This window comes from Allorhizobium sp. NPDC080224, assembly GCF_050281005.1.
Lineage (GTDB): Bacteria > Pseudomonadota > Alphaproteobacteria > Rhizobiales > Rhizobiaceae > Allorhizobium.
In genome coordinates this window covers 313,762-338,420 of record NZ_JBNNWJ010000002.1, presented here as the reverse complement: position 1 = coordinate 338,420, position 24,659 = coordinate 313,762, and the positions used below count along the sequence as shown (strand labels likewise).

Below are 24,659 nucleotides of genomic sequence, written 5' to 3'. Positions count from 1 at the left end.
AGGTCTAGACTCGCAACACGCGTATTAACGGTTTGCTCCTTGAGAGCAAGGCCTTGGGGCTTTTTTTGTCCGAAACTGCGTCAAATTGACGAGATATCGGCCAAGCCCTGCCACAAACCGAAGATCAAGTCAGACCAAAGACATAGGCAAGGGCGAGCGAAGCGATGATCGCTTGCACAACCAGGAGGAGAAGGTTGCGCCAGGTGCTGCCCTGGTCGGACATGATGGATAGGACCCGGGCGAAGGCGGACAGCCCGACGGCGGCGCCAAATGCCAGATAGACCGTTGGCTGGCCAAGCAGCAGCGCAGTCCCGGCAAAGCCGACGATCAAGCCGCCGATGGATCGCGCAGCTCCCAGCCCTTCCGGGCGGCCGTCTGCCGGAACAAGCGCAAGCGCCTTCAGGGTGAGACCTGGAGCAAACAGGATAAAGCACCCGATGAGCGCTGCGACAGAAGCCGAAAGAAAGGCGAGCTGCTCGCCGAGTTCGATGGGAAAGTAGAATTCCATGGATTAACCCGCTTGGAAACAAATCGCGCGGCTTATGCCACGAAACGCGCGCCTGCGGTATGGCTCCGAGCCCTAATTCTCAGGTGATGCAACGCAATCTTTACCGATCGGCTCAAAGGAAGCTCTGCGGATCGACATCCACTTGTACCTGGATCGACCGTCGTTCCTTCGGCCCGCGCTCAAGCATGCTTCGGACGAAAGCCTGCATGTCGCTGTTGCGGCGCCCATGGACGAGCAGTCGGAAGCGATGGCGACCACGGACGAGCGCAAGCGGCGCTTCGGCGGGACCGAGGATCATGATGCCGCTTTCGTGGGGTGCAGCCTGACGCAGCCCGCGCGCATGCCCCTCTGCCTCGGCGCGGCTATCGGCTGAGACGATGATCGAGACGAGACGACCGAAGGGTGGCAGTTGCGCCCGCTCGCGCTCCAGAATTTCGCGCTCATAGAAAGCGGCGGCATCGCCTGAAATGATCGCCTGCATGACAGGATGCTGGGGCTGGAACGTCTGCAACAGACCAAGGCTCTTGCGTCCGGTACGGCCGGCACGACCGGTCACCTGGGAAAGCAATTGAAAGGTTCGCTCGGCAGCACGTGGATCGCCGTTGGAAAGGCCGATATCCGCATCGATGATTCCGACCAAGGTCATCAGCGGGAAGTTATGGCCCTTGGCGACGAGCTGCGTGCCGATGACGATATCGGCCTCGCCATTGGCGATCGCTTCGAGCTCCAGGCGTAAACGTTTGACGCCGCCGATGTCGGAGGAGAGCACCAGTGTGCGTGCATCGGGAAAGTGCTTCTCGACCTCCTCGGCGATACGCTCGACCCCGGGACCACAGGCGACGAGGTGGTCAAGGGTCCCACATTCCGGGCAGGCATTCGGCGTCGGCTCGTGATAGCCGCATTGGTGGCACTGGATCTGGCCACGAAAGCGATGCTCGACCAGCCAGCTTGAACATTGCGGGCACTGGAAACGATGGCCGCAGACTCTGCAAAGCGTCAGGGGTGCGTATCCCCGTCGGTTGAGGAAGAGCAGGGCCTGTTCGCCCCGTTCCACGGCTTTGCCGACGGAGCGGAGCAGGATCGGCGACAGAAAGCCACCCCGTTCGGGCGGCGCACGCCGCATGTCGATGAGATGCAGATCCGGCATCGCCGCATCGGCAAAGCGTGTCGGCAGATGAATGCGGGTGTAGCGGCCGGCGATACAGTTGACCTGGCTCTCGACGGAGGGGGTTGCCGAGACCAGCACGACGGGGAAGCCCGCGATGCGGGCCCGCACGACCGCCATGTCCCGCGCATTATAGAAGACGCGGTCTTCCTGCTTGAAGGCGGGGTCATGCTCTTCGTCAACGATGATCAGGCCGAGATTCTCGAAGGGCAGGAAAAGCGCCGAACGCGCACCGGCCACGACACGGATCTCGCCGGTCGCGACCTGGCGCCAGACCTTTTCACGGGTGCGGGTCGCAAGGTCCGAATGCCATTCACCGGGCTTGGAGCCGAAACGATCCTGGAAGCGTTCGAGGAAATTGGCTGTCAGCGCGATTTCCGGCAGCAGGATCAGCACCTGCTTGCCCTGTTTCAGTGTCTCGGCAATCGCCTCGAAATAAACCTCCGTCTTGCCCGAGCCCGTCACGCCATCGATCAACGAGACGTGAAAGCCGCCCTTGCTCAGGCTCTGAAGGATCTCTTCGGCCGCCTCCTTCTGCGGGCCGGCGAGCCGGCTTTCGGCATAGTCAGGATCCGGAGCGGCGACCAGCGGCGGCGGCGGCAGGAAAACCTGTTCGAACACGCCCTGCTTCACGAGACCATCGATGACGCTGGTCGAGACGCCACTCGCATGGGCAAGTCCGCTCTTCGTCCAGGAGAGGCCATCCGCTGCTATCTCCAGCACCTTCTGGCGCGCAGGTGTCAGCCGCTCTGGCTCATAGCCGGCATATCGCAGGCCCTCGATCATCGGATCCGGGTCCAGGGCGGCAGGCGCCCGGAGCGCCATGCGGGCGACATAGCCGGGCGGCGACAGCGTATAGGCGGCCACCCAATCGAGGAAGGTGCGCATATCCTGGTCGAGCGGCGGGCAGTCGAAGACCTTCGTGATTTCCCTGAGCTTCTTCGGATCAACTGATGTGTCCTCGCCACCGTCCCAGACGACGCCGATGACCTGACGGGGCCCGAGCGGCACCTGCACGATGGCACCCGGCTCGACCGTGAGGCCATCCGGTACGGCATAACTATAGGCGGTTGGTGCTGGCATGGGAACGAGCACCGGCACCACCTTGCGGCGCGGTGTTTCGAACAGTTCCCCGAACAGGCTTTTCGAATCGTCCTTCATCGGGCTGCAACTTGCCCCCGGAAGAACGGAAAGAAAACAGGCTTTATGTGAGGGGAGATCAGCGGAAGCTGCGGTCGGGATCGGCAGGCAGCTGATGGACTGTATAATCCTCCAGCGCACGGGTGACCTCGGCGGGATCGCCGTTCAGCGCCTCGACCGGGATCAGATTGCCGACCGTGAAATCGAAGCGACCGCCGCGCTTGTTCAGAAGCTCGTAGAAGACGGTCATGTCGCGCAGCTCGGTCGACCAGCGGGCGAACCAGTAAAAGAGGCCCGAATTGCGGGCCTTCATGTTCACCGGCAGGATCGGCAGATTGTATTTGCGCGCGAGCGATATCGCGGACGTCTTCCAGGGCCGCTCGTTGAGCTTTCCCTCGTCCCAATAGGCGATGCGGCCCGAGGGAAAGAGGATAGTGACCCTGCCCTCTTCTATGGCGCGCGTGGTGAGCTTCAGCGTCTCGCGCGCCTTGAGCTTCGACTTGTGCTCTTCGCGCCATTCGACCGGAATAATGATTTCGGCAAGCCGCGGGTTGACCCTGATGGCATCGCGGTTGGCGAAGAAGGTCATGTCGGGACGGCGATCTTTCAGCAGGTCATACATCGCGACCCCATCGGCAATGCCGGTCGGATGATTGCTGACCAGGATGAATCCACCGGATGACGGGATGCGGTCGGCGTGACGGACCTGGATATCGAGGCCAAGTGCCGCACTCAGATAGTCGAACACCTGCGGCCCCGGGAGATTTGCGACATCATTGGCGAACTGGATCGCCTTGTCATAGCGCAAAACGCTATAAAGAAAGGGACGCATTGCGGGCCAGAGCGGATGCTCCACCAGCCTTTGCCCGCGCTCGGCGATCAGCGTGTCGACGATATGTCCGGGGCGCCCGTGAGACAGGAGCGACAGGGTGTCGGTAACGCTCGACAAGGCGGAAGCGGGAGAGCGGCGCATCAGCATTTACCTCGCCAGAATTCCAGAGGTCTTGTGGCAGCCATCTGTGATCTGTTCATGACAGCCCCGGAATTCGTCTTTCGTTAACCCTCCCGCGCCATCGTGAGCCGGGTGGCCAACAGCCAACAACGCAAAAGGCGCGCAATTGATCCCCGCAGACGAAAAACTTCTCGGCGAACGCGCCGCATGGCTGGAGAGCCTCGGTGCCGAGCGCCGCCTGTCGGCCAACACGCTCGACGCCTATGAACGCGACACGAGGCAATTTCTGCAATTTTTGTCAGGCCATGTCGGGGGGCCGGTGAAGATCGATGATATCAAGGCCTTGCGCCCGGCAGACCTGCGCGGCTTCCTCGCCCATCGCCGCAAGGAAGGGGACGGCGCCCGGTCTCTCGGCCGCCATCTCGCCGGCCTGCGCTCCTTCCTGCGCCATCTTGAGCGCAAGGGGCTGGTGAATGCAGCGGGTGCCAGCGCGATCCGGTCTCCGAAGCAGCCGAAATCCCTCCCCAAGCCGCTGAGTGGGCGCCAGGCATTGGCCGTCGTCGCGGTCGATACGCAGATGAACGAGGAGCCTTGGATCGCGGCGCGCGACGCCGCCGTGCTTTCGCTTCTCTACGGCTGCGGTCTTCGCATTTCGGAGGCACTAGGGCTGACACCCGACGTCTTCCAGGGCCGGCCGACCAGCCTGCGCATCACCGGCAAGGGCGGCAAGACGCGGCTGGTGCCCCTGCTTCCCGTCGTCATGGAGGCGGTAGAAACCTACTACAAGCTCTGCCCCTATCATCTCGAAGCCGGCGCACCGCTTTTCCGAGGCGCCCGGGGCGGCCCGCTTCAGCCGGCGATCATCCAGCGGGAAATGCAGAAGCTGCGGTCGGCGCTCGGCCTGCCGGATTCGGCCACACCTCATGCTCTTCGCCACTCCTTCGCGACCCATCTACTCGGCAGCGGTGGCGACTTGAGGACGATCCAGGAACTGCTTGGCCATGCAAGCCTCTCGACCACGCAGATCTATACCGGCGTCGACAGTGCAAGGCTTCTAGACATCTACGATCGCGCCCATCCCCGCGCCTGACGCGTGCAACCAGACCTGCGTTAACCAAGGTCGTTAATCGAACATGAGGGCGATCACTCCTATTGTCCGCAACGTCTGACAGGAGATGACATGAACGCGCACCGCCTTTTTCCTACGCGGCCGAGCTTGCCGCGCCTTTCGCTGTCCGAGATCGGTCTCTGGATCACAGGCGCACTGCCTCTTATGGTTTTCGCCCTCCTGCTCGCTGCACTTGTGGCGGTCGCGCCCGCCCGTGCCTCCGACGTCGCTTGCCATGGCGAAAACCTGCTTCTCGCCATGGAGACGGAACAACCGGAAGAGCTCGCGAAGATCCGCGCCGAGGCGGCCAAGGTTCCGAACGGCCAGGGCATTTTCTGGAAGATTGAAAAGGACGGGCTTAAACCCTCCTACCTGCTCGGCACCATGCATGTCACCGACCCCCGCGTTCTCACCATGCCGCAAGGCGCCAGTGAGGCGGCCGCCGCCGCTGATGTCGTGGTGATCGAATCGGATGAGATCCTCGACGAGAAGAATGCCGCGGCCTCGCTTCTCATGCATCCCGAACTGACCATGTTCACCGATGGTAAGTCGGTGAAGGACCATCTCGACGCCGAGGAACTCCAGCGACTGGAAGCCGGGCTGAAAGAGCGTGGCCTGGCGCTTGGCGCTGTTGCCAAGATGAAGCCCTGGATCCTGGCAAGTTTCGTTGCGCTACCGGCCTGCGAGCTTTCGCGCAAGGCGGCCGGCGCATCCTTCCTGGACAAGAAGATCGCCGAAGATGCCGTTGCCGCAGATAAGCCGGTGGCCGGCCTCGAAACGCTGGTCGAGCAGCTGGAAGCCATGGCTGACCTGCCGGTCGATTTCCATTTCAAGGCGCTGATCGAAACGATCGAACTCGGCGACAAGATGGAAGACGTCATCGAAACGATGACCGAACTTTACCTCGCCGGTGACATCGGCATGACCATGCCTTTGCTGAAAGTCGTCGCCCCCACCGCCGCCGGTGAAGACGAGAGCGCCTATGCCGCTTTCGAGACCCGGATCGTCCGAGATCGCAACCTTGTCATGGCGGAAGGCAGCAAGAAGCATCTGGAAAAGGGCAATGCCTTTATCGCCGTCGGTGCTCTGCATCTCCCGGGCGAAGAAGGCCTCGTCGAACTGATCCGCAGCCAGGGTTATACCGTCACGCGGATCGACGGCTGAGACCTCTTGAAGCGGCAAAACGCTTCAGAAATGTCTTCACGATCAGCTTGTGGAACGGCGTGACGACGAGGATGTAGACCCGGCCGAAGAGATTGTGGCGCTGAACGAGGGTCGTCAGCGACACATGCTGATGTCCGGTGCCCTCCGGTTCGACTGCAACGATGATCCGGAAATCGAGATGCTTGTCGTTGAAGCCGAGCAGCACATGATCGCCGTCGTGGGCAATGACCGGAAAGCCACCGATCCGGTCCTGGCCCGTCAGCTCCAGCTCAGCTGATTTCAATCCGAAAAAACCGACGATCAGGTTCCGAATCTTCAGGAGAGCTCCGACCCAGCGCGGCGCTCGACCCATCAGATCCCGGGCGACCTCCATCGGGTCGAGATCCGATCCATCGAGCCGGACGCCATAGCTGTCCGCCCAGTCAGCTTCGGGGAGGTCGGGATGCGGCAACGCGACCTGTTGCTCGACAACGACACCCATCCTGCACCCCCATCTTCGCTCACCCCCGCGTCATTCGCGTGGCGACCGGCGTCTTCCAGTAGAACTGGTGTACCAGAAGCGCGAGGATATGCACCGCGATCAAAAGCCACATCAGGCTCTTCAGCGGGCCGCCATGCACGAAACCCGCCGTCTCGTTGCCGAAGTAATAGGCGCCGATGCCACTAAGCGGCAGAAGGAAGAAGAGCGCATAGAAGGTGCCATGGGCGAGTTTGGCAGCGAGACGCAAGACCGGTGGCTCTTCCGGCGGTGCCGAAGGCGCGCCTTTGATGAGCCGCAAGACGATACGGATGGCCCCGAGACAGAGCACGGCGATCCCGACATAGGCATGGATGTTCGCGAAGGTAAGATCGTCAGGCGACGGCACCTCGCCGCGTTCATAGGCTTCGGCAACCTCCTCCATCGCCTCGGCGAAGAGGAGGTTGAACAGGATGAGCAGGGCCATCAGCCAGTGAAGGGCCTTCTGCGGGATGGAATAGGAGGCGGGTGCGACATGGTCCATGGGCTTGCCTTTCGGGAGGAGCAAAGGGAGGCACTGCCCACACATGATAAAGGCCACCGCTTGGGGCACAAGCGACGGCCTTCAACCTTACCGAAATATAATAATTGGCCTATGTTAGGTCGGCAACCTTACATGTGCAGCGGCTTGAAGAAGGTCGCGAGTGCGGCTTCCTTTACGGCTTCCGACATGGTCGGGTGGGCGTGGCAGGTGCGGCCCAGATCTTCCGACGAACCACCGAATTCCATCAGCACGGCAGCTTCGTGGATCATCTCGCCAGCGCCGAGGCCGATGATGTGGACGCCGAGGACGCGGTCGGTGTCCTTGTCGGCCAGAACCTTGACGAAGCCGTCCATGGCCTGCATGGCGCGCGCACGGCCATTGGCGGTGAAGGGGAACTTGCCGACCTTGTAGGCTACGCCGGCAGCCTTCAGTTCTTCCTCGGTCTTGCCGACGGAAGCGACTTCCGGCTGGGTGTAGACGACGCCGGGGATGACGTCGTAGTTCACGTGACCATGCTGGCCGGCGAGAATTTCGGCGAGTGCCACGCCTTCATCTTCTGCCTTATGGGCGAGCATCGGCCCCTTCACCACGTCGCCGATGGCATAGATGCCGGCAACATTTGTGCGGTAGTGGCCGTCGATCTCGACGCGACCACGATTGTCGAGGGCAACGCCGGATTCTTCGAGGCCGAGGCCTGCCGTATAGGGCTTGCGGCCGGTGGCGACGAGAACCACGTCGGCGTCGAGCGTCTGGGCTTCACCGCCCTTGACCGGCTCGAACGTGACCTTGGCGCCTTCGCCCGACTTCTCGACGCCGGTGACCTTGGCGCCGAGGTTGAACTCGATGCCCTGCTTGGCGAGAATGCGCTGGAACTGCTTGGACACTTCGCCGTCCATGCCGCCGAGGATCGTGTCGAGATATTCGACAACGGTGACCTTGGCGCCGAGGCGCGACCAGACCGACCCGAGCTCGAGACCGATGACGCCGCCGCCGACGACGATCATCTTGCCCGGAACCTTGTCGAGCGCGATACCGCCGGTCGAGGAGACGATGATCTTCTCATCGATATCGACATTGACGCCCGGAATGCCGGCGACGTCGGAGCCGGTTGCGATGACGATGTTCTTGGTTTCAAGAACCTGGACTTCGCCCTTGTCGTTGGTGACTTCGACCTTGCCGGCGCCGAGGATCTTGCCGGTGCCCTGGATGCCGTCGATCTTGTTCTTCTTGAACAGGAAGGAGACGCCCTCGACGTTCGACTTCACGGTCGCGTCCTTGTGCGCCATCATCTTGGAAAGGTTCAGCGTCGGTGCGCCGACTTCGACCCCGAGATCAGCCATGCCATGAGCCGCGTGGTGGAAGACTTCCGACGCGTGCAGCAGGGCCTTGGACGGAATGCAGCCGATGTTGAGGCAGGTGCCGCCATAGGTGGCGCGCTTTTCGACCACGGCGACCTTCATGCCGAGCTGGGCCGCCTTGATGGCGCAGACATAGCCGCCGGGGCCGGAGCCGATAACGATGACATCATAAGACATGGGGAGCTTCCTTCGTTTTCGACGGTTACCGACCGCCGCTGACATTCAAAAGGGCACCCGTCACATAGGATGCCTGAGGCGAGAGGAGATAAAGAACGCTGTCGGCCACTTCGTCGGCCGTTCCGGGCCTTTGCATCGGAACGATCGGGGCCAGATCGCGCGCCCTGTCCGGCAATCCGCCGGATGCGTGAATTTCGGTATCGATGATGCCGGGCCTGATGGCATTGACCCGGATGCCCTCGGTCGCGACCTCGCGGGACAAGCCCACAGTAAATGTATCAACCGCAGCCTTGGCGGCGGCATAGTCGACATACTGGCCCGAACTGCCGATGACGGCGGCCATGGACGAGATATTGACGATCACGCCACCCTGCCCGCCATGTTTTGTCGACATGCGCTTCACGGCTTCCGTGGCGCAGCGGATCTTGCCGATGACGTTGACGGCAAACATCCGGTCGAGCCGCGCCCGGTCGAATTCCTCGACCCGCGCCGTGGCATCGACAACACCGGCATTGTTGACGAGACCGTGGAGCGATCCAAGGCGGTCAACCGCCTGGAAGATGCTTTCGATGCCAGCCTCTGTCGCGGTATCGCCCTGGACAACCTCAGCATTCGCGCCGAAAGCCCTGCAGTCAGCCGCAACCGCCTCAGCCGCAATTGCGTTCGAGTGATAATTGACCAGCAGGTCATAACCCTGCGCTGCCGCCTTTCGGCAGACGGCTGCACCAATACCACGGCTACCGCCGGTGACGAGGAGAAGGGGACGGTTGGTCATGAGGCGCATCCCTTGAATTCGAAGACATCCCAGGGCGCGCGTTCCATCCCCTTGCCGACAGCAGACGACAGGATCGCAGGGCCAAAGCCGGGGAGCAAAAGTGCATCCGGTGCATCGGCACTTTCCGGCGGCAGGAGATCGACATGGCCGGTCGTCTCATCGATGCCGTAAACGATGCCCTTCCAGACGGTGCAGGCAGCGATCGTTTCACCGGTCACATCGCCGTCGGGGCAGTTGTTCATCAGCATGCCGACAGGACGTTCGATCTCGGGATCGAAAATGACATGACCATTAAGCTTGAAACCGCCGATTGCGGTACTGAACCCATGGGAAACAGGCGTGTTCTCGCCACTGGCCGCAGCAAAGACCAGCTCGACGCCCGTCTCGGCTTCGCGGTAGGTGGCCTTTTCAATACGGCAATCGGCGGCTAGAGCCGCGTCAGACAGCGCGAGCGCGGCAAGAAGGACGGTTGCTCCTGACGACGCGCCCATGCCTCACCTCAAAACGCCAGCGCGAGGAACATCAAGCCGAGGCCGGCCATGGCGCCGAGCCAGACGAGCGAGCGGATATAGGGAATGCCCGCCAGATAGAGCGGGTAGTAGACGATGCGCCCGACAAACCAGACGATCGCGCCGATCAGGCCGAGGCCCGAGGTCTCACCGATGAACAGCAACCCTGCCGCAAGCGCGACGAAGGCCGGATAGGTTTCGCGGAAGTTCGAGGATGCCCGCGCGGCGCGGCCGGCAAGCTTGCTCTCCGGCTGTTTGCCTTCATCACGAGGGCCGGCATTCCACTCCGTACCCAGCTCCTTGGTGGCCAGCATGCCCTGAAGGAGAACATGGGCCACCAGCAGGACCACGCTCCAGGCTAGGAGCAGGACGAGCGGAGAGGCGGAAGCGGTTACCGGCTCCATCGTGAATATTCCTTAGAGATCGAGAACCAGACGTTCCGGATCCTCAAGGCTTTCCTTGACGCGAACGAGGAAGGTGACGGCTTCCTTGCCGTCGACGATGCGGTGATCGTAGGAGAGCGCGAGATACATCATCGGACGGATGACGATCTGGCCGCCGACAACGACCGGACGCTCCTGGATCTTGTGCATGCCGAGGATACCCGACTGCGGTGCGTTCAGGATTGGCGAGGACATCAGCGAGCCGTAGACGCCACCGTTCGAGATGGTGAAGGTGCCGCCCTGCATGTCGGCCATCGACAGCTGGCCGTCACGGGCAGCCTTGCCGAGACGACCGATTTCCTTCTCAATCTCGGCGATCGACATCTGGTCGGCATCGCGCACGACCGGAACGACGAGACCCTTGTCCGTGCCGACAGCAACGCCGACATGGCAGTAGTTCTTGTAGATGATGTCGGTGCCGTCGATTTCGGCGTTGACGGCCGGCAGTTCCTTCAAGGCGTGGGTCACGGCCTTGGTGAAGAAGCCCATGAAGCCGAGCTTCACGCCGTGCTTCTTTTCGAAGATGTCCTTGTAGCGGTTGCGCAGATCCATGACCGCCTTCATGTCCACCTCGTTATAGGTGGTCAGCATGGCGGCCGTGTTCTGGGCATCCTTCAGGCGCTTGGCGATCGTCTGGCGCAGACGGGTCATCTTGACGCGCTCTTCACGGGAGGCATCGTCACCGGAAGATGCCGGACGCGGAGCAGCCGGGGCTGCGGTCGGCGCCGGAGCGGAGCTGCCCTTGGCGATGGCGGCGAGCACGTCACCCTTCAGCACCTGGCCACGCTTGCCGGAACCATCGACATCGGCGGTCGCGATGTTGTTGTCGGCAGCGAGCTTGGCGGCAGCCGGAGCAGCCGGCATGGCGGAAGAAGCGGCCGGAGCAGCAGCGGCCGGAGCCGGGGCTGCAGCAGGTGCAGGCGCAGCAGCGGGAGCCGGGGCAGCAGCACCGGCGGAACCGGCAGCGCCTTCAGCGATCTGGCCGAGCAGCGCGCCGAGACCGACGGTCTCGCCGTTCTGGGCGACGATTTCGGTCAGCACGCCAGAGGCGGGAGCCGGGACTTCAACGGTCACCTTGTCGGTTTCCAGTTCGACGATCGGTTCGTCGGCCTTCACGGTGTCGCCGACCTTCTTGAACCAGGTGCCGACAGTGGCTTCGCTGACGGATTCGCCGAGGGTGGGTACGCGGATTTCAGTGGCCATGATCTCAATTCCGTTGGTCAGAGAACGTTACGGTCTGCGAGGAGAAGACTGGGCGGATCAACCGCCCAGAGCGTCCTCAAGGAAGGCTTCGAGCTGGGCGAGGTGCTTCGACATCAGGCCCGTTGCCGGCGAGGCAGCAGCCGGACGACCGGTGTAGCGAACGCGCTGGTACTTGGCGTCGATATGGGCAAGCACCCATTCCAGATACGGATCGATGAACGACCAGGCGCCCATGTTCTTCGGCTCTTCCTGGCACCAGACCATCTCCGCATTGCGGAAACGCGACAGCTCGTTGATGAGCGCCTTGGCCGGGAACGGGTAGAGCTGTTCGATACGCAGCAGGTAGATGTCGTCGATGCCGCGCTTTTCGCGCTCTTCGAGCAGATCGTAGTAGACCTTGCCCGTGCACATGACGACGCGGCGGATCTTTGCATCCTTCTGAAGCTTGATCGGGCCGTCCTTGATGACCTCGGCATCGTCCCACAGCAGGCGGTGGAACGAGCTTTCGCCGGCCATTTCGGCAAGGCTCGAGGTTGCCCGCTTGTGGCGCAGCAAGGACTTCGGCGTCATCATGATCAACGGCTTGCGGAAGTCACGCTTCATCTGACGGCGCAGAATGTGGAAGTAGTTCGACGGCGTCGTGACGTTCGCGACCTGCATATTGTCTTCGGCACACATCTGCAGCCAGCGCTCGAGGCGGGCCGAAGAGTGTTCCGGACCCTGGCCTTCATAGCCGTGCGGCAGCAGGCAGACGAGACCGGACATGCGCAGCCACTTGCGTTCACCCGACGAGATGAACTGGTCGAAGACGACCTGCGCACCGTTGGCGAAGTCGCCGAACTGGGCTTCCCAGAGCGTCAGCGCATTCGGACGGGCGAGCGAATAGCCGTATTCGAAGCCGAGAACAGCCTCCTCCGACAGCATCGAGTTGATGACTTCGTAGCGCGCCTGGTTCGGGGCGAGATTGGCGAGCGGGATGTAGCGTTCTTCGGTGTCCTGATCGTAGAGAACCGAATGGCGCTGCGAGAAGGTACCGCGTTCGCAATCCTGACCGGACAGACGGATCTTGTGGCCTTCGACGGCAAGCGAACCGAAGGCGAGAGCTTCGCCCATGGCCCAGTCGATGCCTTCGCCGGTTTCGATCATCTGCGCGCGGTTGTCCATGAAGCGCTGGATCGTGCGGTGCGCCTTGAAGCCCTCGGGAATGGTCGACAGCTTGCGGCCGATTTCCTTGAGCTGCTTCATCGGCACAGCCGTCTTGCCACGACGCTGCTCGTCGGCATTGTCGGCGGTCCTCAGACCCGACCAGACGCCGTCCAGCCAGTCGGCCTTGTTCGGCTTGTAGCTCTGACCGGCTTCGAACTCCTGCTCGAGATGGGCGCGCCAGTCGGCCTTCATCTTCTCGAGTTCGCCCTCGGTGATCAGGCCCTCGGCGATCAGACGCTCGCCATAGATGTTGACCACGGTCTTGTGGGCGCGGATTTCCTTGTACATCTTCGGCTGCGTGAAGGACGGCTCATCGCCTTCGTTATGACCGAAGCGGCGATAGCAGAACATGTCGACGACGACAGGCTTGTGGAACTTCATCCGGTATTCGGTCGCGACCTTGGCCGCGTAGACCACGGCTTCCGGATCGTCGCCATTGACGTGGAAGATCGGCGCTTCGATCATCTTGGCAACGTCGGACGGATAGGGCGACGAGCGCGAGAAAGCCGGATTGGTGGTGAAGCCGATCTGGTTGTTGATGATGAAGTGCATCGTGCCGGCGACGCGGTGACCGCGCAGACCGGAGAGACCGAGGATTTCGGCAACGACGCCCTGACCGGCAAAGGCCGCATCACCGTGCAGAAGCAGCGGCAGAACCTTGGCGCGCTCCTTGAGCGGGATGACATCGCCTTCCCAAACCTTGGCAAGCTGGTCCTGCTTCGCGCGGGCCTTGCCCATGACGACCGGATTGACGATTTCCAGGTGCGACGGGTTTGCTGTCAGCGACAGATGCACCTTGTTGCCATCGAACTCGCGGTCCGAGGAGGCGCCGAGGTGGTACTTGACGTCGCCGGAGCCTTCGACTTCATCGGGCTTGAAGGAGCCGCCCTTGAATTCGTGGAAGATGGCGCGATGCGGCTTGCCCATGACCTGGGACAGAACGTTCAGACGGCCGCGATGGGCCATGCCGAACACGATCTCTTCCATGCCTTCCTGGCCACCACGCTTGATGATCTGTTCGAGCGCCGGGATCAGGGATTCACCGCCGTCGAGACCGAAGCGCTTGGTGCCCTTGTACTTGACGTCGATGAACTGCTCGAAGCCTTCGGCCTCGATCAGCTTCTGGAGGATCGCCTTCTTGCCGTTTGGCGTGAATTCGACACCCTTGCCGGGGCCTTCGATGCGCTCCTGAATCCAGGCCTTTTCTTCCGGATTGGAGATGTGCATGAACTCGACGCCGAGCGTCGAGCAATAGGTGCGCTGCAGGATGTCGAGCATCTGCGGGATCGTGGCGTATTCCAGGCCCAGCACGTTGTCGATGAAGATCTTGCGGCTGTAATCGGCGTCAGTGAAGCCGTAAGCGGTCGGCGAAAGCTCGTTGTAGTCATCAACCGGAGCGGCGAGACCGAGCGGGTCGAGCTTGGCGTGCAGGTGACCGCGCATGCGATATGCACGGATCATCATGATGGCGCGAACGGAATCCCGCGTTGCCTGCAGGACTTCAGCTTCCGAAACAGACTTTCCGGTCGAAGCGGCGGTCGCTTCTGCCTTGGCCTGAACTTTCTTTTCGATAACCTTTTCGACCACGCCCCAGTTGCCGTCGAGCGCGTTGACGAGATCGCCACCTTCGGCAATCGGCCAGTTCTTGCGCCGCCAGGAGGCGCCCTTCGCGGCCTTCTTCACATCGGTCGGATTATCGGCAAGCGCCTTGAAGAAGGCCTGCCACTCGTCGGAAACCGAAGAGGGATCTTCCTCGTAGCGCGCATAAAGCTGCTCGATATAGGCCGCATTCGATCCGTCGAGGAAGGACGTGATCAGAAACTGCTCGTTGGCTTCTTGCCTACCCATGGTGTTTTGCGAACCTCTCGGCTCGCCTCCCGACTAGAATTGATGGCCGGATGCCCGGCCTGCCGCTCGCGATCGTCAAAAACTGCGAATCGTCTCAGATATGCGAAGTCCAGGCGAAGGATTGGCGGACCAACCCTTCGCCTGGCTTGATTTTCGTCAGGTCTCAGCCCTTGAGGACTTCGACCAGGGTCTTGCCCAGACGCGCCGGCGATGGCGAAACCTTGATGCCAGCCGCTTCCATGGCTTCGATCTTCGATTCTGCATCGCCCTTGCCGCCGGATACGACAGCACCTGCATGGCCCATGGTGCGGCCCTTCGGAGCAGTCCGGCCCGCGATGAAGCCGGCCATCGGCTTCTTGCGGCCCTTCTTGGCTTCGTCGATCAGGAACTGGGCTGCATCTTCTTCAGCCGAACCACCGATTTCGCCGATCATGATGATCGAGGTCGTGGCCGGGTCGGCCAGGAACATTTCGAGCACGTCGATGAACTCGGTACCCTTGACCGGGTCGCCACCGATACCGACAGCAGTCGTCTGGCCGAGGCCTTCATTCGAAGTCTGGAACACCGCTTCATAGGTCAATGTTCCCGAGCGCGAGACGATACCGACCGAACCCTTGCGGAAGATCGAGCCCGGCATGATGCCGATCTTGCATTCTTCCGGTGTCAGGATACCCGGGCAGTTCGGACCGAGAAGGCGCGACTTGGACTTGTCGAGCTTGGCCTTGACCCGCACCATGTCCATGACCGGGATGCCCTCGGTGATGCAGGTGATGAACGGGATCTCGGCGTCGATCGCCTCGATGATGGCGTCAGCAGCGCCTGCCGGCGGAACGTAGATCACGGATGCGTCGGCACCGGTCTTTTCCTTGGCTTCGGCAACGGTTGCGAAGATCGGCAGGGTTTCACCCTTGGAGCCGGTCCAGTTTTCGCCACCCTTCTTCGGATGGATACCGCCGACCATCTGCGTGCCATAATAGGCAAGCGCCTGTTCGGTGTGGAAGGTGCCGGTCTTGCCGGTCAGGCCCTGAACGAGGACCTTGGTGTTCTTGTTTACAAGAATGGACATCGAATAGGTTCCTCAGATTAGCCGTTGATCGCCGCGACGATCTTCTTGGCAGCGTCGTCCAGATCGTCGGCCGCGGTGATCGCGAGACCGGATTCGTTCAGGAGCTTCTTGCCAAGTTCGACATTGGTGCCTTCGAGGCGCACGACGAGCGGAACCTTCAGGCCGACTTCCTTCACGGCGGCAATGACGCCTTCCGCGATGACGTCGCACTTCATGATGCCGCCGAAGATGTTGACGAGGATGCCCTCGACCTTCGGGTCAGCGGTGATGATCTTGAAGGCAGCCGCGACCTTCTCCTTGCCGGCGCCACCGCCGACGTCGCAGAAGTTTGCCGGCTCCTTGCCGTACAGCTTGATGATGTCCATCGTCGCCATGGCGAGACCGGCACCATTGACCATGCAGCCGATATTGCCGTCGAGCGCCACGTAAGCGAGGTCCCACTTTGAGGCTTCGATTTCCTTGGCGTCTTCTTCGGTCTCGTCGCGCAGCGCGCGAACGTCGTCATGGCGGAACAGCGCGTTGCCGTCGAACGACATCTTGGCGTCGAGCACGCGCAGATGGTCATTCTTCATGACGATCAGCGGGTTGACCTCGAGCAGGGCCATGTCCTTTTCAACGAAGGCCTTATAGAGGATCGGGAAGAGCGACTTTGCGTCCTCCGCAGCAGCGCCGGTCAGCTCCAGCGCAGCCGAGATCTTGGCAACGTCGGCATCGGTGACGCCAGTTTCCGGGTCGATCGCAATCGTGTGGATCTTTTCCGGCGTGTCATGGGCGACGGCTTCGATATCCATGCCGCCTTCCGTCGAGACGACGAAGGCAACCTGGCCGACCGAGCGGTCGACGAGCAGCGAGCAGTAGAGTTCGCGGGCGATGTCGGCACCGTCTTCGATGTAGAGACGGTTGACCTGCTTGCCGGCGTCGCCGGTCTGTGCGGTCACCAGCGTGTTGCCGAACATTTCCTTGGCATGCGCCTTGGCTTCGTCGATCGAGAAAGCGAGGCGAACGCCGCCCTTGGCATCCGGCGACAGTTCCTTGAACTTGCCCTTGCCGCGGCCACCAGCGTGGATCTGGCTCTTGACGACATAGAGCGGGCCCGGCAGCTGCTTTGCGGCGGCTTCGGCTTCCTCTGCGGAGAAGATCGCCACACCTTCGGCGACCGGTGCGCCGAAGCTCTTCAGAAGTGCCTTGGCCTGATATTCATGAATGTTCATTGTCGTGTCCCTGTTTTGGGCGAAATGGCAATTACTTGAGAGCCGGCGCGATGTTGATGCAGGCTTCGCAGAGGCTGGCAACGGCGCCGACGGACTTCTGGAAGGCTTCTTCTTCGGCCTTGTTCAGGTCGATTTCGATGATGCGCTCGACGCCGCCTTCACCGATGATGACCGGTACGCCGACATACATGTCCTTCACGCCGTACTGGCCTGTGAGGTAGGCTGCGCAAGGCAGTACGCGCTTCTTGTCCTTGAGGTAGGACTCGGCCATCTCGATGGCGGAAGCAGCCGGTGCGTAGTAGGCCGAGCCGGTCTTCAGCAGACCGACGATCTCGGCGCCACCGTCACGGGTGCGCTGGATGATTTCTTCGAGGCGTTCCTTGGTGACCCAGCCCATCTTGACGAGATCGGTCAGCGGGATGCCGCCAACGGTCGAGTAACGAGCGAGCGGCACCATGGTGTCACCGTGGCCGCCGAGAACGAATGCCGTGACGTCCTGGACGGAAACGTTGAATTCTTCAGACAGGAAGTGGCGGAAACGACCGGAGTCGAGAACGCCGGCCATGCCGACGACCTTGTTGGTCGGCAGGCCCGAGAACTTCTGCAGAGCCCAGACCATCGCGTCGAGCGGGTTGGTGATGCAGATGACGAAGGCGTTCGGGGCATACTTCTTGATGCCGGCACCGACCTGTTCCATGACCTTGAGGTTGATGCCAAGCAGATCGTCGCGGCTCATGCCCGGCTTACGGGCAACACCGGCAGTCACGATGCAGACGTCAGCACCTTCGATCGCAGCATAGTCGCTCGCGCCGGAAAGCTTGGCATTGAAGCCCTCGACCGGGCCGGACTGGGCGATGTCGAGACCCTTGCCCTGGGGGATGCCGTCAGCAATGTCGAACAGGACGATGTCGCCCAGTTCCTTCAGACTGGCGAGATGCGCCAGCGTTCCACCAATCATTCCAGAACCGATAAGAGCGATCTTTTTGCGCGCCATTGTAGACTTCCTTTTGGATCCGCGACCAAGGTCGAGACAAGTTTTAGCCTGCCCTTGTGGACAAACCGCATAGCTCCAAAGGGTGTAAATCGCAAACGATAATTTTCAGTGTATCAATTTCAATCGGTTAGAAGATAAAATTCTTACGTAAACGTCAAATATTATGTCACTGAGCCGTCATGATTTTGACGTTTTGAATGATGCAGCGCGAGGTAATCTGCGCTGCGCATTTCGAAAAGACGCGAAACTGTTCGATCAAATTCAAAGCCTTCGGTGCCCTTCTTCTCCGTCAGAAGGGCTTCCGGCATCGCAACGGCGGACGCGAACAGCCGCACACTGGCGTCATAAAGAGCATCGATCAGGATGATGAAGCGTTTCGTCTCATTCCGCTTCTCGGGGCCGAGATGCGGAATGTTCTCGACGAAAACCACATCGAAGCGCTTGGCGATCGCCAGATAGTCGGATGCGCCGAGCGGACGCTCGCAGAGATCGCGGAAGCTGAAGCGCGCAGCCCGGCCAGCCGCACGCGGGATCTCGATGGTCCTGCCCTTCATCTCGATCGACGTATTCACCTCGGGCGCGCCTTCAGTCACACGCCTCCAGGCAATGTCCATCATCTTCGGCGCGTCGTCGAGCGGTGCGATGTAGACCGGAAGGCTCTCCATCTTTTCCAGACGGTAGTCGGTCGGAGAATCGAGCGTCGAAACATCGACATTCTTCTTCAGCAGATCGACGAAGGGCAGAAACAGCCCCCGGTTGAGACCGTCGCGGTAGAGATTGTCAGGCTCGACATTCGAGGTTGCCACAAGCGTGCAACCCCGCGCAAAGAGCTCGGTGAACAGACGGGCAAGGATCATCGCATCGGCGATATCGGTCACTGTGAATTCGTCGAAACAGAGAAGCTGCGCTTCTTCGCGAAGTGCTGCCGCGACCGGCGGCACGGGATCGGCCTGCTTCGTTTCGCCGGTCTTCAGTTTCTGGCGATGAGCATGAATCCGCGCATGCACGTCGGCCATGAACTCGTGGAAATGCGCGCGGCGCTTCTTCTCGACGGGTGCGAGCTTGAAGAACAGGTCCATGAGCATGGTCTTGCCCCGACCGACGCTGCCATGGACATAGAGACCCTTGATTGGGATTTCCTGTTTGCGCCGCTGGGCAAACATCCAGCCCAGCGCGCTCTTCTTGGCAGCGGGCTTGCGCGCCTTGAACTCCGTCAGGATACGGTCAAGCTTCTCGGCAACGCCGAACTGATGGCGATCAGGCTGAAGTGTTCCCCCCTCCGTCATCGCGCGCAATTGCTCAACGACGCTCAAGCCGTAGTCAGGAACTGGCTGCATGAATGAATGTCCCGCCGGGAGGGTGGCCCAAGGCGGGCCACCGCAGGAATGAGAAGAGGATCAGCGGCTGAGGCTGACCGGCTGGCCGGACGCGGTGCTGCCGTCGAACCGGGCATCGGCCGTCTTGTAGAGGCTGCCGATCGTATTGCCGTTGCGGTCCTTGAGCACAACCTGCTTGCCGCCCGCCACTTCCCAGGAACCCATCGTCGTGAGTTCGCCAGCACAGCCGCGGGTGCCACCACGCGAACCACTGCCGAGATTGGTGAGGGTCAGGAACATGTCGCAGCTTGCGCCAGCGCTCTGGACGCGCCAGTTGCCGACCATCGATTCCTTGGTGACGTCGAGCGCGGTGGCCGGAGCACCGGCAGCGCCGACGGCAGCCGCCGTATTCGTTGCCGGAGCAGCGGGGAACTGATTGGGGTCAGCCGAGCCGGGCGGCGGAAGCTGGCCGGACTGCACCGAGGGTACGGGCTGGGCCTGCAGCGGCGGAAGAGCGCTGTTGGCAGAATTCATGTTGCTGTAGGATGTACGCTGGCACCCCGCGAGCGCCAGAAGGATGGCTGCTCCGGTGACTGCATGGCTGAATTTCATCATTATACTCCCGCTCTCGCGACCTGCGCCGCAACCTGCCGTACAACTGGGTTTTAAATATGTTACGTGAATATGGTTAATCAAGTTCCATATCGCGCCCGATCGATAGCCGGCACTATAAGGATAAATTAAGGCCGCCCGAAACAGTTCCGGACGGCCTCTCATTCTTTTGACAATGTGGCTCAGGCGCGACGCTCGACCATCATCTTCTTGATTTCCGCGATCGCCTTAGCCGGGTTCAGCCCCTTCGGGCAGGCCTGCGCGCAGTTCATGATCGTGTGGCAACGATAGAGGCGGAAGGGATCCTCGAGATTATCGAGGCGCTCGCCGGTCGCTTCGTCGCGGCTATCGATCAGCCAGCGATAGGCCTGCAGCAGCACGGCCGGACCGAGATAACGGTCACCGTTCCACCAATAGCTGGGACAGGAGGTCGAGCAGCAGGCGCAGAGAATGCACTCGTAGAGACCGTCGAGCTTCTGGCGATCCTCGTGGCTCTGCTTCCATTCCTTCGCCGGAGGCGGCGACACCGTCTGCAGCCAGGGCTCGATCGAACGATGCTGGGCATAGAAGTTCGAGAGGTCAGGCACCAGATCCTTGACCACAGGCATATGCGGCAACGGATAGACCTTAACGGTCCCGTTCACCTCATCCATGCCCTTGGTGCAGGCAAGCGTGTTCGTGCCATCGATGTTCATCGCGCACGAGCCGCAGATGCCTTCACGACAGGAACGGCGCAGCGTCAGCGTCGGGTCGATATTGTTCTTGATGTAGAGAAGGCCATCGAGAACCATCGGGCCGCAATCGTCGACATCGATGTAGTAGGTATCGATGCGCGGATTGGCGCCGTCATCCGGGTTCCAGCGATAGACCCGGTATTCGCGCACGTTCTTGGCGCCGGCCGGCTTCGGCCAGACCTTGCCTTCGGTGACCTGGGAATTCTTGGGGAGAGCGAGTTCTACCATGATGAGTTCCTCAAATCAGTAGACGCGAGCCTTGGGCGCGATCTTCTGGGGATCGATGCCTTCAGCGATGAGCTCGGTATGAACAGGACGGTAGTCGAGCTTGACGTCGCCCGCTTCCGAAACCCAGGCCAGCGTATGCTTGCGCCAGTTCTCGTCGTCGCGACCGCCAAACGGACCGGAGGTGTAGTCTTCGCGCGCATGCGAACCACGGCTCTCCTTGCGGGCCTCGGCGCCATAGACCGTGGTGATCGCATTGGCCATCAGGTTGTGCAGCTCGAGGGTCTCGACCAGATCCGAGTTCCAGATCATCGAACGGTCGGTGACCTTGATGTCTGGCAGCTCCTTCCAGATCGCCGACAGACGCTGGCAGCCACTTTCAAGCGATTCCTGCGTGCGGAAGACGGCCGCGTCTTCCTGCATGGCGCGCTGCATCTTGTCGCGCAGCACGGCGGTCGGGGTCTGGCCCGAAGCGTGACGCGTGTTGTCGAAGCGGTCCATGATCTTGTCGCAGGCAGCGACATTGAGCGCCGGGATCGGCGAGGTACGGTCGATGACCTCAGCAGCCCGGATAGCTGCAGCGCGACCGAAGACGACAAGGTCGATCAGCGAGTTCGAGCCGAGACGGTTTGCCCCGTGAACAGACGCGCAACCAGCTTCACCGACGGCCATCAGGCCCGGAATGATGCGTTCCGGATTGTTGGAGTCGGCGTTCAGCACTTCGCCCCAATAGTTCGTCGGAATGCCGCCCATGTTGTAGTGAACAGTCGGCAGAACCGGGATCGGCTCGCGGGTCACATCGACGCCGGCAAAGATCTTGGCCGATTCCGAGATACCCGGCAGTCGTTCGTGCAGGACGGCGGGATCAAGGTGGTCGAGATGCAGGAAGATGTGGTCCTTGTTCTTGCCGACGCCGCGGCCTTCACGGATTTCCATCGTCATGCAACGCGAGACGACGTCACGCGAGGCAAGATCCTTGGCGGACGGGGCGTAACGCTCCATGAAGCGCTCGCCTTCGGAGTTGACGAGATAACCGCCTTCGCCGCGTGCGCCTTCGGTGATCAGACAGCCGGCGCCGTAGATACCGGTCGGGTGGAACTGGACGAATTCCATGTCCTGCAGCGGAAGACCCGCGCGGGCAATCATGCCGCCGCCGTCGCCGGTGCAGGTGTGCGCGGACGTCGCCGAGAAGTAGGCGCGGCCATAACCACCCGTCGCCAAAACGACCATCTTCGCGGAGAAGCGATGGATGGTGCCGTCGTCGAGGTTCCAGGCAACGACGCCGGTGCAGCGGCTGCCATCGTCAGACATGATCAGATCGAGCGCGAAATACTCGATGAAGAACTCCGCATTGTTGCGCAGCGACTGGCCGTAAAGCGTGTGCAGGATGGCGTGGCCGGTACGGTCGGCAGCAGCACAGGTGCGCTGTACCGGCGGGCCTTCGCCATAGTTCTGCATGTGACCGCCGAAGGGGCGCTGATAGATCTTGCCTTCTTCATTACGCGAGAAGGGAACACCGTAATGCTCGAGCTCATAGACCGCCTTCGGCGCTTCCATGGCGAGATACTGCATGGCATCGACATCACCGAGCCAGTCGGAACCCTTGACGGTGTCATAGAGGTGCCACTGCCAGCAGTCGGGCGTCATGTTGTTCAGCGAAGCGGCAATACCGCCCTGGGCCGCAACGGTGTGTGAGCGGGTCGGGAAGACCTTGGTGATGCAGGCCGTCTTGAAGCCCTGTTCGGCCATGCCGAGCGTCGCGCGAAGGCCAGCACCACCGGCGCCGACGACCACGACGTCGTAGGAATGGTCAACATAGGTATAGGCTTTGCCGGTCTGGGCGAAGTTATGAATGGTTGCCATGTTGATTTACCCTACGAATGCGATCTTCAAGATGGCGAAAAGACAGAGACCACCAATCAGGATCGCGAAGAACGTGTTCAGCATCAGAAGCAGAAGCTTGGCGATCTCCGCATGGACATAGTCCTCGATGATCACCTGCATGCCGAGCTTCATATGGATCAGGGCCGAAAGCACGACCAGACCCATGACGACGGCAACGAGCGGGTGCGACAATGCGCCAACCACCTCGGCATAGGGCGCGCCGTTGTACATGACCAGAAAGCCGACGAAGAAGAGGATCAGCGGGATGTTCGAAACGGCCGTCAGACGCTGACGCCAGAAGTGCTCTGTGCCTTCCTTGGCCGAGCCGAGACCGCGGACCTTGCCGAGCGGAGTGCGCATATCCATGAAATGGTGCCTCAGGTGCGAATGATATAGGCGACGACCCAGACGAGGATCGTCAGGACGACGGACGCGATGATGTTCGCCTTGGCGAGCTTCGTCGAGAAATGCTTCTCGAAGCCATAGCCGACATCCCACATCAGGTGGCGAAGTCCGCCAAGCATGTGGTGGATCAGTGCCCAGGTATAACCGAACAGGATCAGGCGACCGATGATGGTGCCCATGAACCAGTTGACCCATTCGAAGTACTCGGCGCCGGTGGAGGCTGCCACGAGCCACCAAGCCACGAGGATCGTGCCGAAATATAGCGCCGCACCGGTGATGCGGTGCAGGATCGACATGACCATGGTGGGGATCGGCTTGTAGATTTGCAGGTGCGGCGACAGGGGCCGGTTTTTAGTCACATTCGCCATCTAAACCTCGCGGCGTCTCGATGCGGTCCGAGAGTCCGGACATATTGTTTGCAATGCGTCATAACGTTTGTGGCATTGCATCAGGGGGACGTTTAATCCTCGAAACCCCGGACGACAAGCACATTCGCTTGACGATTTCAATTTAATCGATTCGCGTGAACAGACCTTTAGCGTCCATGCGAACCGCATGCCTCCGTACGAAAAAAGCGTTGAGATGGATGACTTTAGCAACCAGTTGCGGCATGTTGCGTTAACGATTTGTTAACTGCGTCCCGGAGGTTGCCGCATGCTAAAGTATGGTTCCGTTTTGACAGCTGCGGCCATCGCGCTCATCTCCACCGCCGACGGCGGCCTCGCCGGGGAGCAGCATGACCGAGGCCATGGCCATTACAAATCCCAGGGCCAGGCGGTGATCGGCAGCAACGGTCTTCCCTCTGTCATCCCCGGCATCGGCACCTTCGTCGGCAGCGTCTCGGGCCTGCGCATCAAAGGCAACGGCGTGTTCCTGGCCATAGACAGGGGCTTGAGGCCGCAAGTCATTGCCTATCGCGCGCCCAAGGCAAAAATCATTGAAATTTCTGCCGAAAATCCGGATGAGGCTTGCTCGTTCGAAGCCGGTGTCTGTGTGATCAGGCCGAAGAACTAGAGAAATTTCCAGACGGTCGTCTTCTTGATCTCGCTGTCTTCCAGAACGCGCGTGACAGGCACCTCATAGGTCGCCACAGGCTCTAGGTGTTCGATCGGGCGATAGCTTCGCCCGGGATCGCCGACAAGCACCAGACAACCGTCTTTCGCCATGTCCGCGAACCAGGTGACGAGCGCCCGAGCGAAGTCGCTTTCGTAAAAGACGTCACCGGCCAGGATCACCTCGAAATCGACGGATCGACCAATGAGATCCTCGGTGGTGAAGTCGACGCTTACATCGTTGAGGGCGGCATTCAGCCGCACCGCACTTCTGGCCCAAGGATCGATATCGGCGGCTAGCACTTCTGCTGCACCGGCTTTCGCCGCAGCAATGGCTACCATGCCGGAGCCACTGGCGAAATCCAGCACACGCTTGCCCCGAACCGTCTCCGGATGATCGAGCACAAAGCGCGCAAGCCCCTGGCCGCCCGCCCAGGCAAAGGCCCAGAACGGCGGCGGCAGCCCGATCGCCTCCAGATCCTCCTCCGTCTTCAGCCAGAGATCATGCACCTCGCTTGCCAGATGAAGCCGGATTTCCGGCACATGCGGCGGCGACAGCACGCTGGTGTTTACGAGGATGAATCGATCGGGGTCTGTCTTCAC

24 protein-coding genes are annotated in these 24,659 nt (G+C 61.1%); 3 read left to right on the top strand and 21 right to left on the bottom strand.

Annotated elements, in window-relative coordinates; translation table 11 throughout:
* Positions 1-124 precede the first annotated feature (124 nt).
* From ACQKP1_RS19925 to ACQKP1_RS19915, 3 genes are all read right to left on the bottom strand, one after another.
* The gene (locus tag ACQKP1_RS19925) at positions 125-508 is read right to left on the bottom strand and encodes a DUF4345 domain-containing protein (RefSeq protein ID WP_427276697.1); all 384 of its coding nucleotides are present in this window, start codon (positions 506-508) and stop codon (positions 125-127) included.
* 112 nt (positions 509-620) lie between these two features.
* On the bottom strand, positions 621-2,834 hold the full coding sequence (locus ACQKP1_RS19920; RefSeq protein WP_427276696.1) for a primosomal protein N': 2,214 nt from the start codon (positions 2,832-2,834) through the stop codon (positions 621-623).
* Positions 2,835-2,892: 58 nt separating this feature from the next.
* The gene (locus ACQKP1_RS19915) at positions 2,893-3,789 is read right to left on the bottom strand and encodes a GNAT family N-acetyltransferase (RefSeq protein ID WP_427276808.1); all 897 of its coding nucleotides are present in this window, start codon (positions 3,787-3,789) and stop codon (positions 2,893-2,895) included.
* 142 nt (positions 3,790-3,931) lie between these two features.
* Here ACQKP1_RS19915 and ACQKP1_RS19910 point away from each other — a divergent pair, with 142 nt between their 5' ends.
* Both ACQKP1_RS19910 and ACQKP1_RS19905 read left to right on the top strand, forming a co-directional pair.
* Positions 3,932-4,855, top strand: a complete 924-nt coding sequence (locus ACQKP1_RS19910) for a tyrosine recombinase XerC (RefSeq protein ID WP_203018447.1) — start codon at positions 3,932-3,934, stop codon at positions 4,853-4,855.
* 183 nt (positions 4,856-5,038) lie between these two features.
* Positions 5,039-6,037, top strand: a complete 999-nt coding sequence (locus ACQKP1_RS19905) for a TraB/GumN family protein (protein WP_427276807.1) — start codon at positions 5,039-5,041, stop codon at positions 6,035-6,037.
* On the opposite strand, the gene ACQKP1_RS19900 is transcribed toward ACQKP1_RS19905, so the two are convergent.
* The 17 genes from ACQKP1_RS19900 to sdhC all read right to left on the bottom strand — a co-directional run bounded on the left by ACQKP1_RS19900 (position 6,018) and on the right by sdhC (position 23,372).
* Entirely contained in the window at positions 6,018-6,518 is a 501-nt protein-coding gene (locus tag ACQKP1_RS19900; RefSeq protein WP_203018449.1) for a DUF2867 domain-containing protein, read from the bottom strand. The two genes, ACQKP1_RS19905 and ACQKP1_RS19900, sit on opposite strands and share 20 nt — an antisense overlap.
* Positions 6,519-6,537: 19 nt before the next feature.
* Positions 6,538-7,038, bottom strand: coding sequence for a cytochrome b (locus tag ACQKP1_RS19895; protein ID WP_203018450.1), 501 nt, complete (start codon positions 7,036-7,038; stop codon positions 6,538-6,540).
* 128 nt (positions 7,039-7,166) lie between these two features.
* Positions 7,167-8,573 carry a dihydrolipoyl dehydrogenase gene (gene lpdA, locus ACQKP1_RS19890; protein ID WP_203018451.1) on the bottom strand — a complete coding sequence of 469 codons (1,407 nt, stop codon included), beginning with the start codon at positions 8,571-8,573 and terminating at the stop codon, positions 7,167-7,169.
* Between the two features lie 25 nt (positions 8,574-8,598).
* Entirely contained in the window at positions 8,599-9,348 is a 750-nt protein-coding gene (locus ACQKP1_RS19885; RefSeq protein WP_203018452.1) for an SDR family oxidoreductase, read from the bottom strand.
* Positions 9,345-9,839, bottom strand: a complete 495-nt coding sequence (locus ACQKP1_RS19880) for a hypothetical protein (RefSeq protein ID WP_427276695.1) — start codon at positions 9,837-9,839, stop codon at positions 9,345-9,347. The genes ACQKP1_RS19885 and ACQKP1_RS19880 overlap by 4 nt, the downstream gene beginning before the upstream one ends.
* 8 nt (positions 9,840-9,847) lie before the next feature.
* On the bottom strand, positions 9,848-10,261 hold the full coding sequence (locus tag ACQKP1_RS19875) for an MAPEG family protein (RefSeq protein WP_427276694.1): 414 nt from the start codon (positions 10,259-10,261) through the stop codon (positions 9,848-9,850).
* A 12-nt stretch (positions 10,262-10,273) separates the two neighbouring features.
* A complete protein-coding gene (odhB, locus tag ACQKP1_RS19870) occupies positions 10,274-11,503 on the bottom strand; it encodes a 2-oxoglutarate dehydrogenase complex dihydrolipoyllysine-residue succinyltransferase (protein WP_006724465.1) in 1,230 nt (409 codons plus the stop codon).
* A gap of 57 nt (positions 11,504-11,560) precedes the next feature.
* The gene (locus tag ACQKP1_RS19865) at positions 11,561-14,557 is read right to left on the bottom strand and encodes a 2-oxoglutarate dehydrogenase E1 component (RefSeq protein ID WP_427276693.1); all 2,997 of its coding nucleotides are present in this window, start codon (positions 14,555-14,557) and stop codon (positions 11,561-11,563) included.
* A gap of 163 nt (positions 14,558-14,720) precedes the next feature.
* Positions 14,721-15,623, bottom strand: coding sequence for a succinate--CoA ligase subunit alpha (gene sucD, locus ACQKP1_RS19860; protein WP_006724463.1), 903 nt, complete (start codon positions 15,621-15,623; stop codon positions 14,721-14,723).
* A 17-nt stretch (positions 15,624-15,640) separates the two neighbouring features.
* A complete protein-coding gene (gene sucC / locus ACQKP1_RS19855) occupies positions 15,641-16,834 on the bottom strand; it encodes an ADP-forming succinate--CoA ligase subunit beta (protein WP_427276692.1) in 1,194 nt (397 codons plus the stop codon).
* Positions 16,835-16,865: 31 nt separating this feature from the next.
* A complete protein-coding gene (gene mdh / locus ACQKP1_RS19850) occupies positions 16,866-17,828 on the bottom strand; it encodes a malate dehydrogenase (protein WP_427276691.1) in 963 nt (320 codons plus the stop codon).
* Between the two features lie 161 nt (positions 17,829-17,989).
* On the bottom strand, positions 17,990-19,165 hold the full coding sequence (gene zapE / locus ACQKP1_RS19845; protein WP_427276690.1) for a cell division protein ZapE: 1,176 nt from the start codon (positions 19,163-19,165) through the stop codon (positions 17,990-17,992).
* Positions 19,166-19,225: 60 nt separating this feature from the next.
* Complete coding sequence (locus ACQKP1_RS19840; protein ID WP_006724459.1) at positions 19,226-19,756, bottom strand: protease inhibitor Inh/omp19 family protein; 531 nt, start codon at positions 19,754-19,756, stop codon at positions 19,226-19,228.
* Between the two features lie 182 nt (positions 19,757-19,938).
* The gene (locus ACQKP1_RS19835) at positions 19,939-20,718 is read right to left on the bottom strand and encodes a succinate dehydrogenase iron-sulfur subunit (protein WP_006724458.1); all 780 of its coding nucleotides are present in this window, start codon (positions 20,716-20,718) and stop codon (positions 19,939-19,941) included.
* Positions 20,719-20,733: 15 nt separating this feature from the next.
* Complete coding sequence (gene sdhA, locus ACQKP1_RS19830; protein ID WP_006724457.1) at positions 20,734-22,578, bottom strand: succinate dehydrogenase flavoprotein subunit; 1,845 nt, start codon at positions 22,576-22,578, stop codon at positions 20,734-20,736.
* 6 nt (positions 22,579-22,584) lie between these two features.
* Positions 22,585-22,965 (bottom strand): succinate dehydrogenase, hydrophobic membrane anchor protein, encoded by a 381-nt coding sequence (gene sdhD / locus ACQKP1_RS19825; protein ID WP_006724456.1) that lies wholly within the window; start codon positions 22,963-22,965, stop codon positions 22,585-22,587.
* A gap of 11 nt (positions 22,966-22,976) precedes the next feature.
* On the bottom strand, positions 22,977-23,372 hold the full coding sequence (gene sdhC / locus ACQKP1_RS19820; protein ID WP_203018464.1) for a succinate dehydrogenase, cytochrome b556 subunit: 396 nt from the start codon (positions 23,370-23,372) through the stop codon (positions 22,977-22,979).
* A 286-nt stretch (positions 23,373-23,658) separates the two neighbouring features.
* On the opposite strand from sdhC, the gene ACQKP1_RS19815 reads away from it, so the two are divergent.
* The gene (locus ACQKP1_RS19815) at positions 23,659-24,018 is read left to right on the top strand and encodes a hypothetical protein (RefSeq protein WP_427276689.1); all 360 of its coding nucleotides are present in this window, start codon (positions 23,659-23,661) and stop codon (positions 24,016-24,018) included.
* Here the strand turns inward: ACQKP1_RS19815 and ACQKP1_RS19810 are convergent.
* The gene (locus ACQKP1_RS19810; RefSeq protein WP_427276688.1) at positions 24,015-24,659 is read right to left on the bottom strand and encodes a class I SAM-dependent methyltransferase; all 645 of its coding nucleotides are present in this window, start codon (positions 24,657-24,659) and stop codon (positions 24,015-24,017) included. The genes ACQKP1_RS19815 and ACQKP1_RS19810 overlap by 4 nt on opposite strands.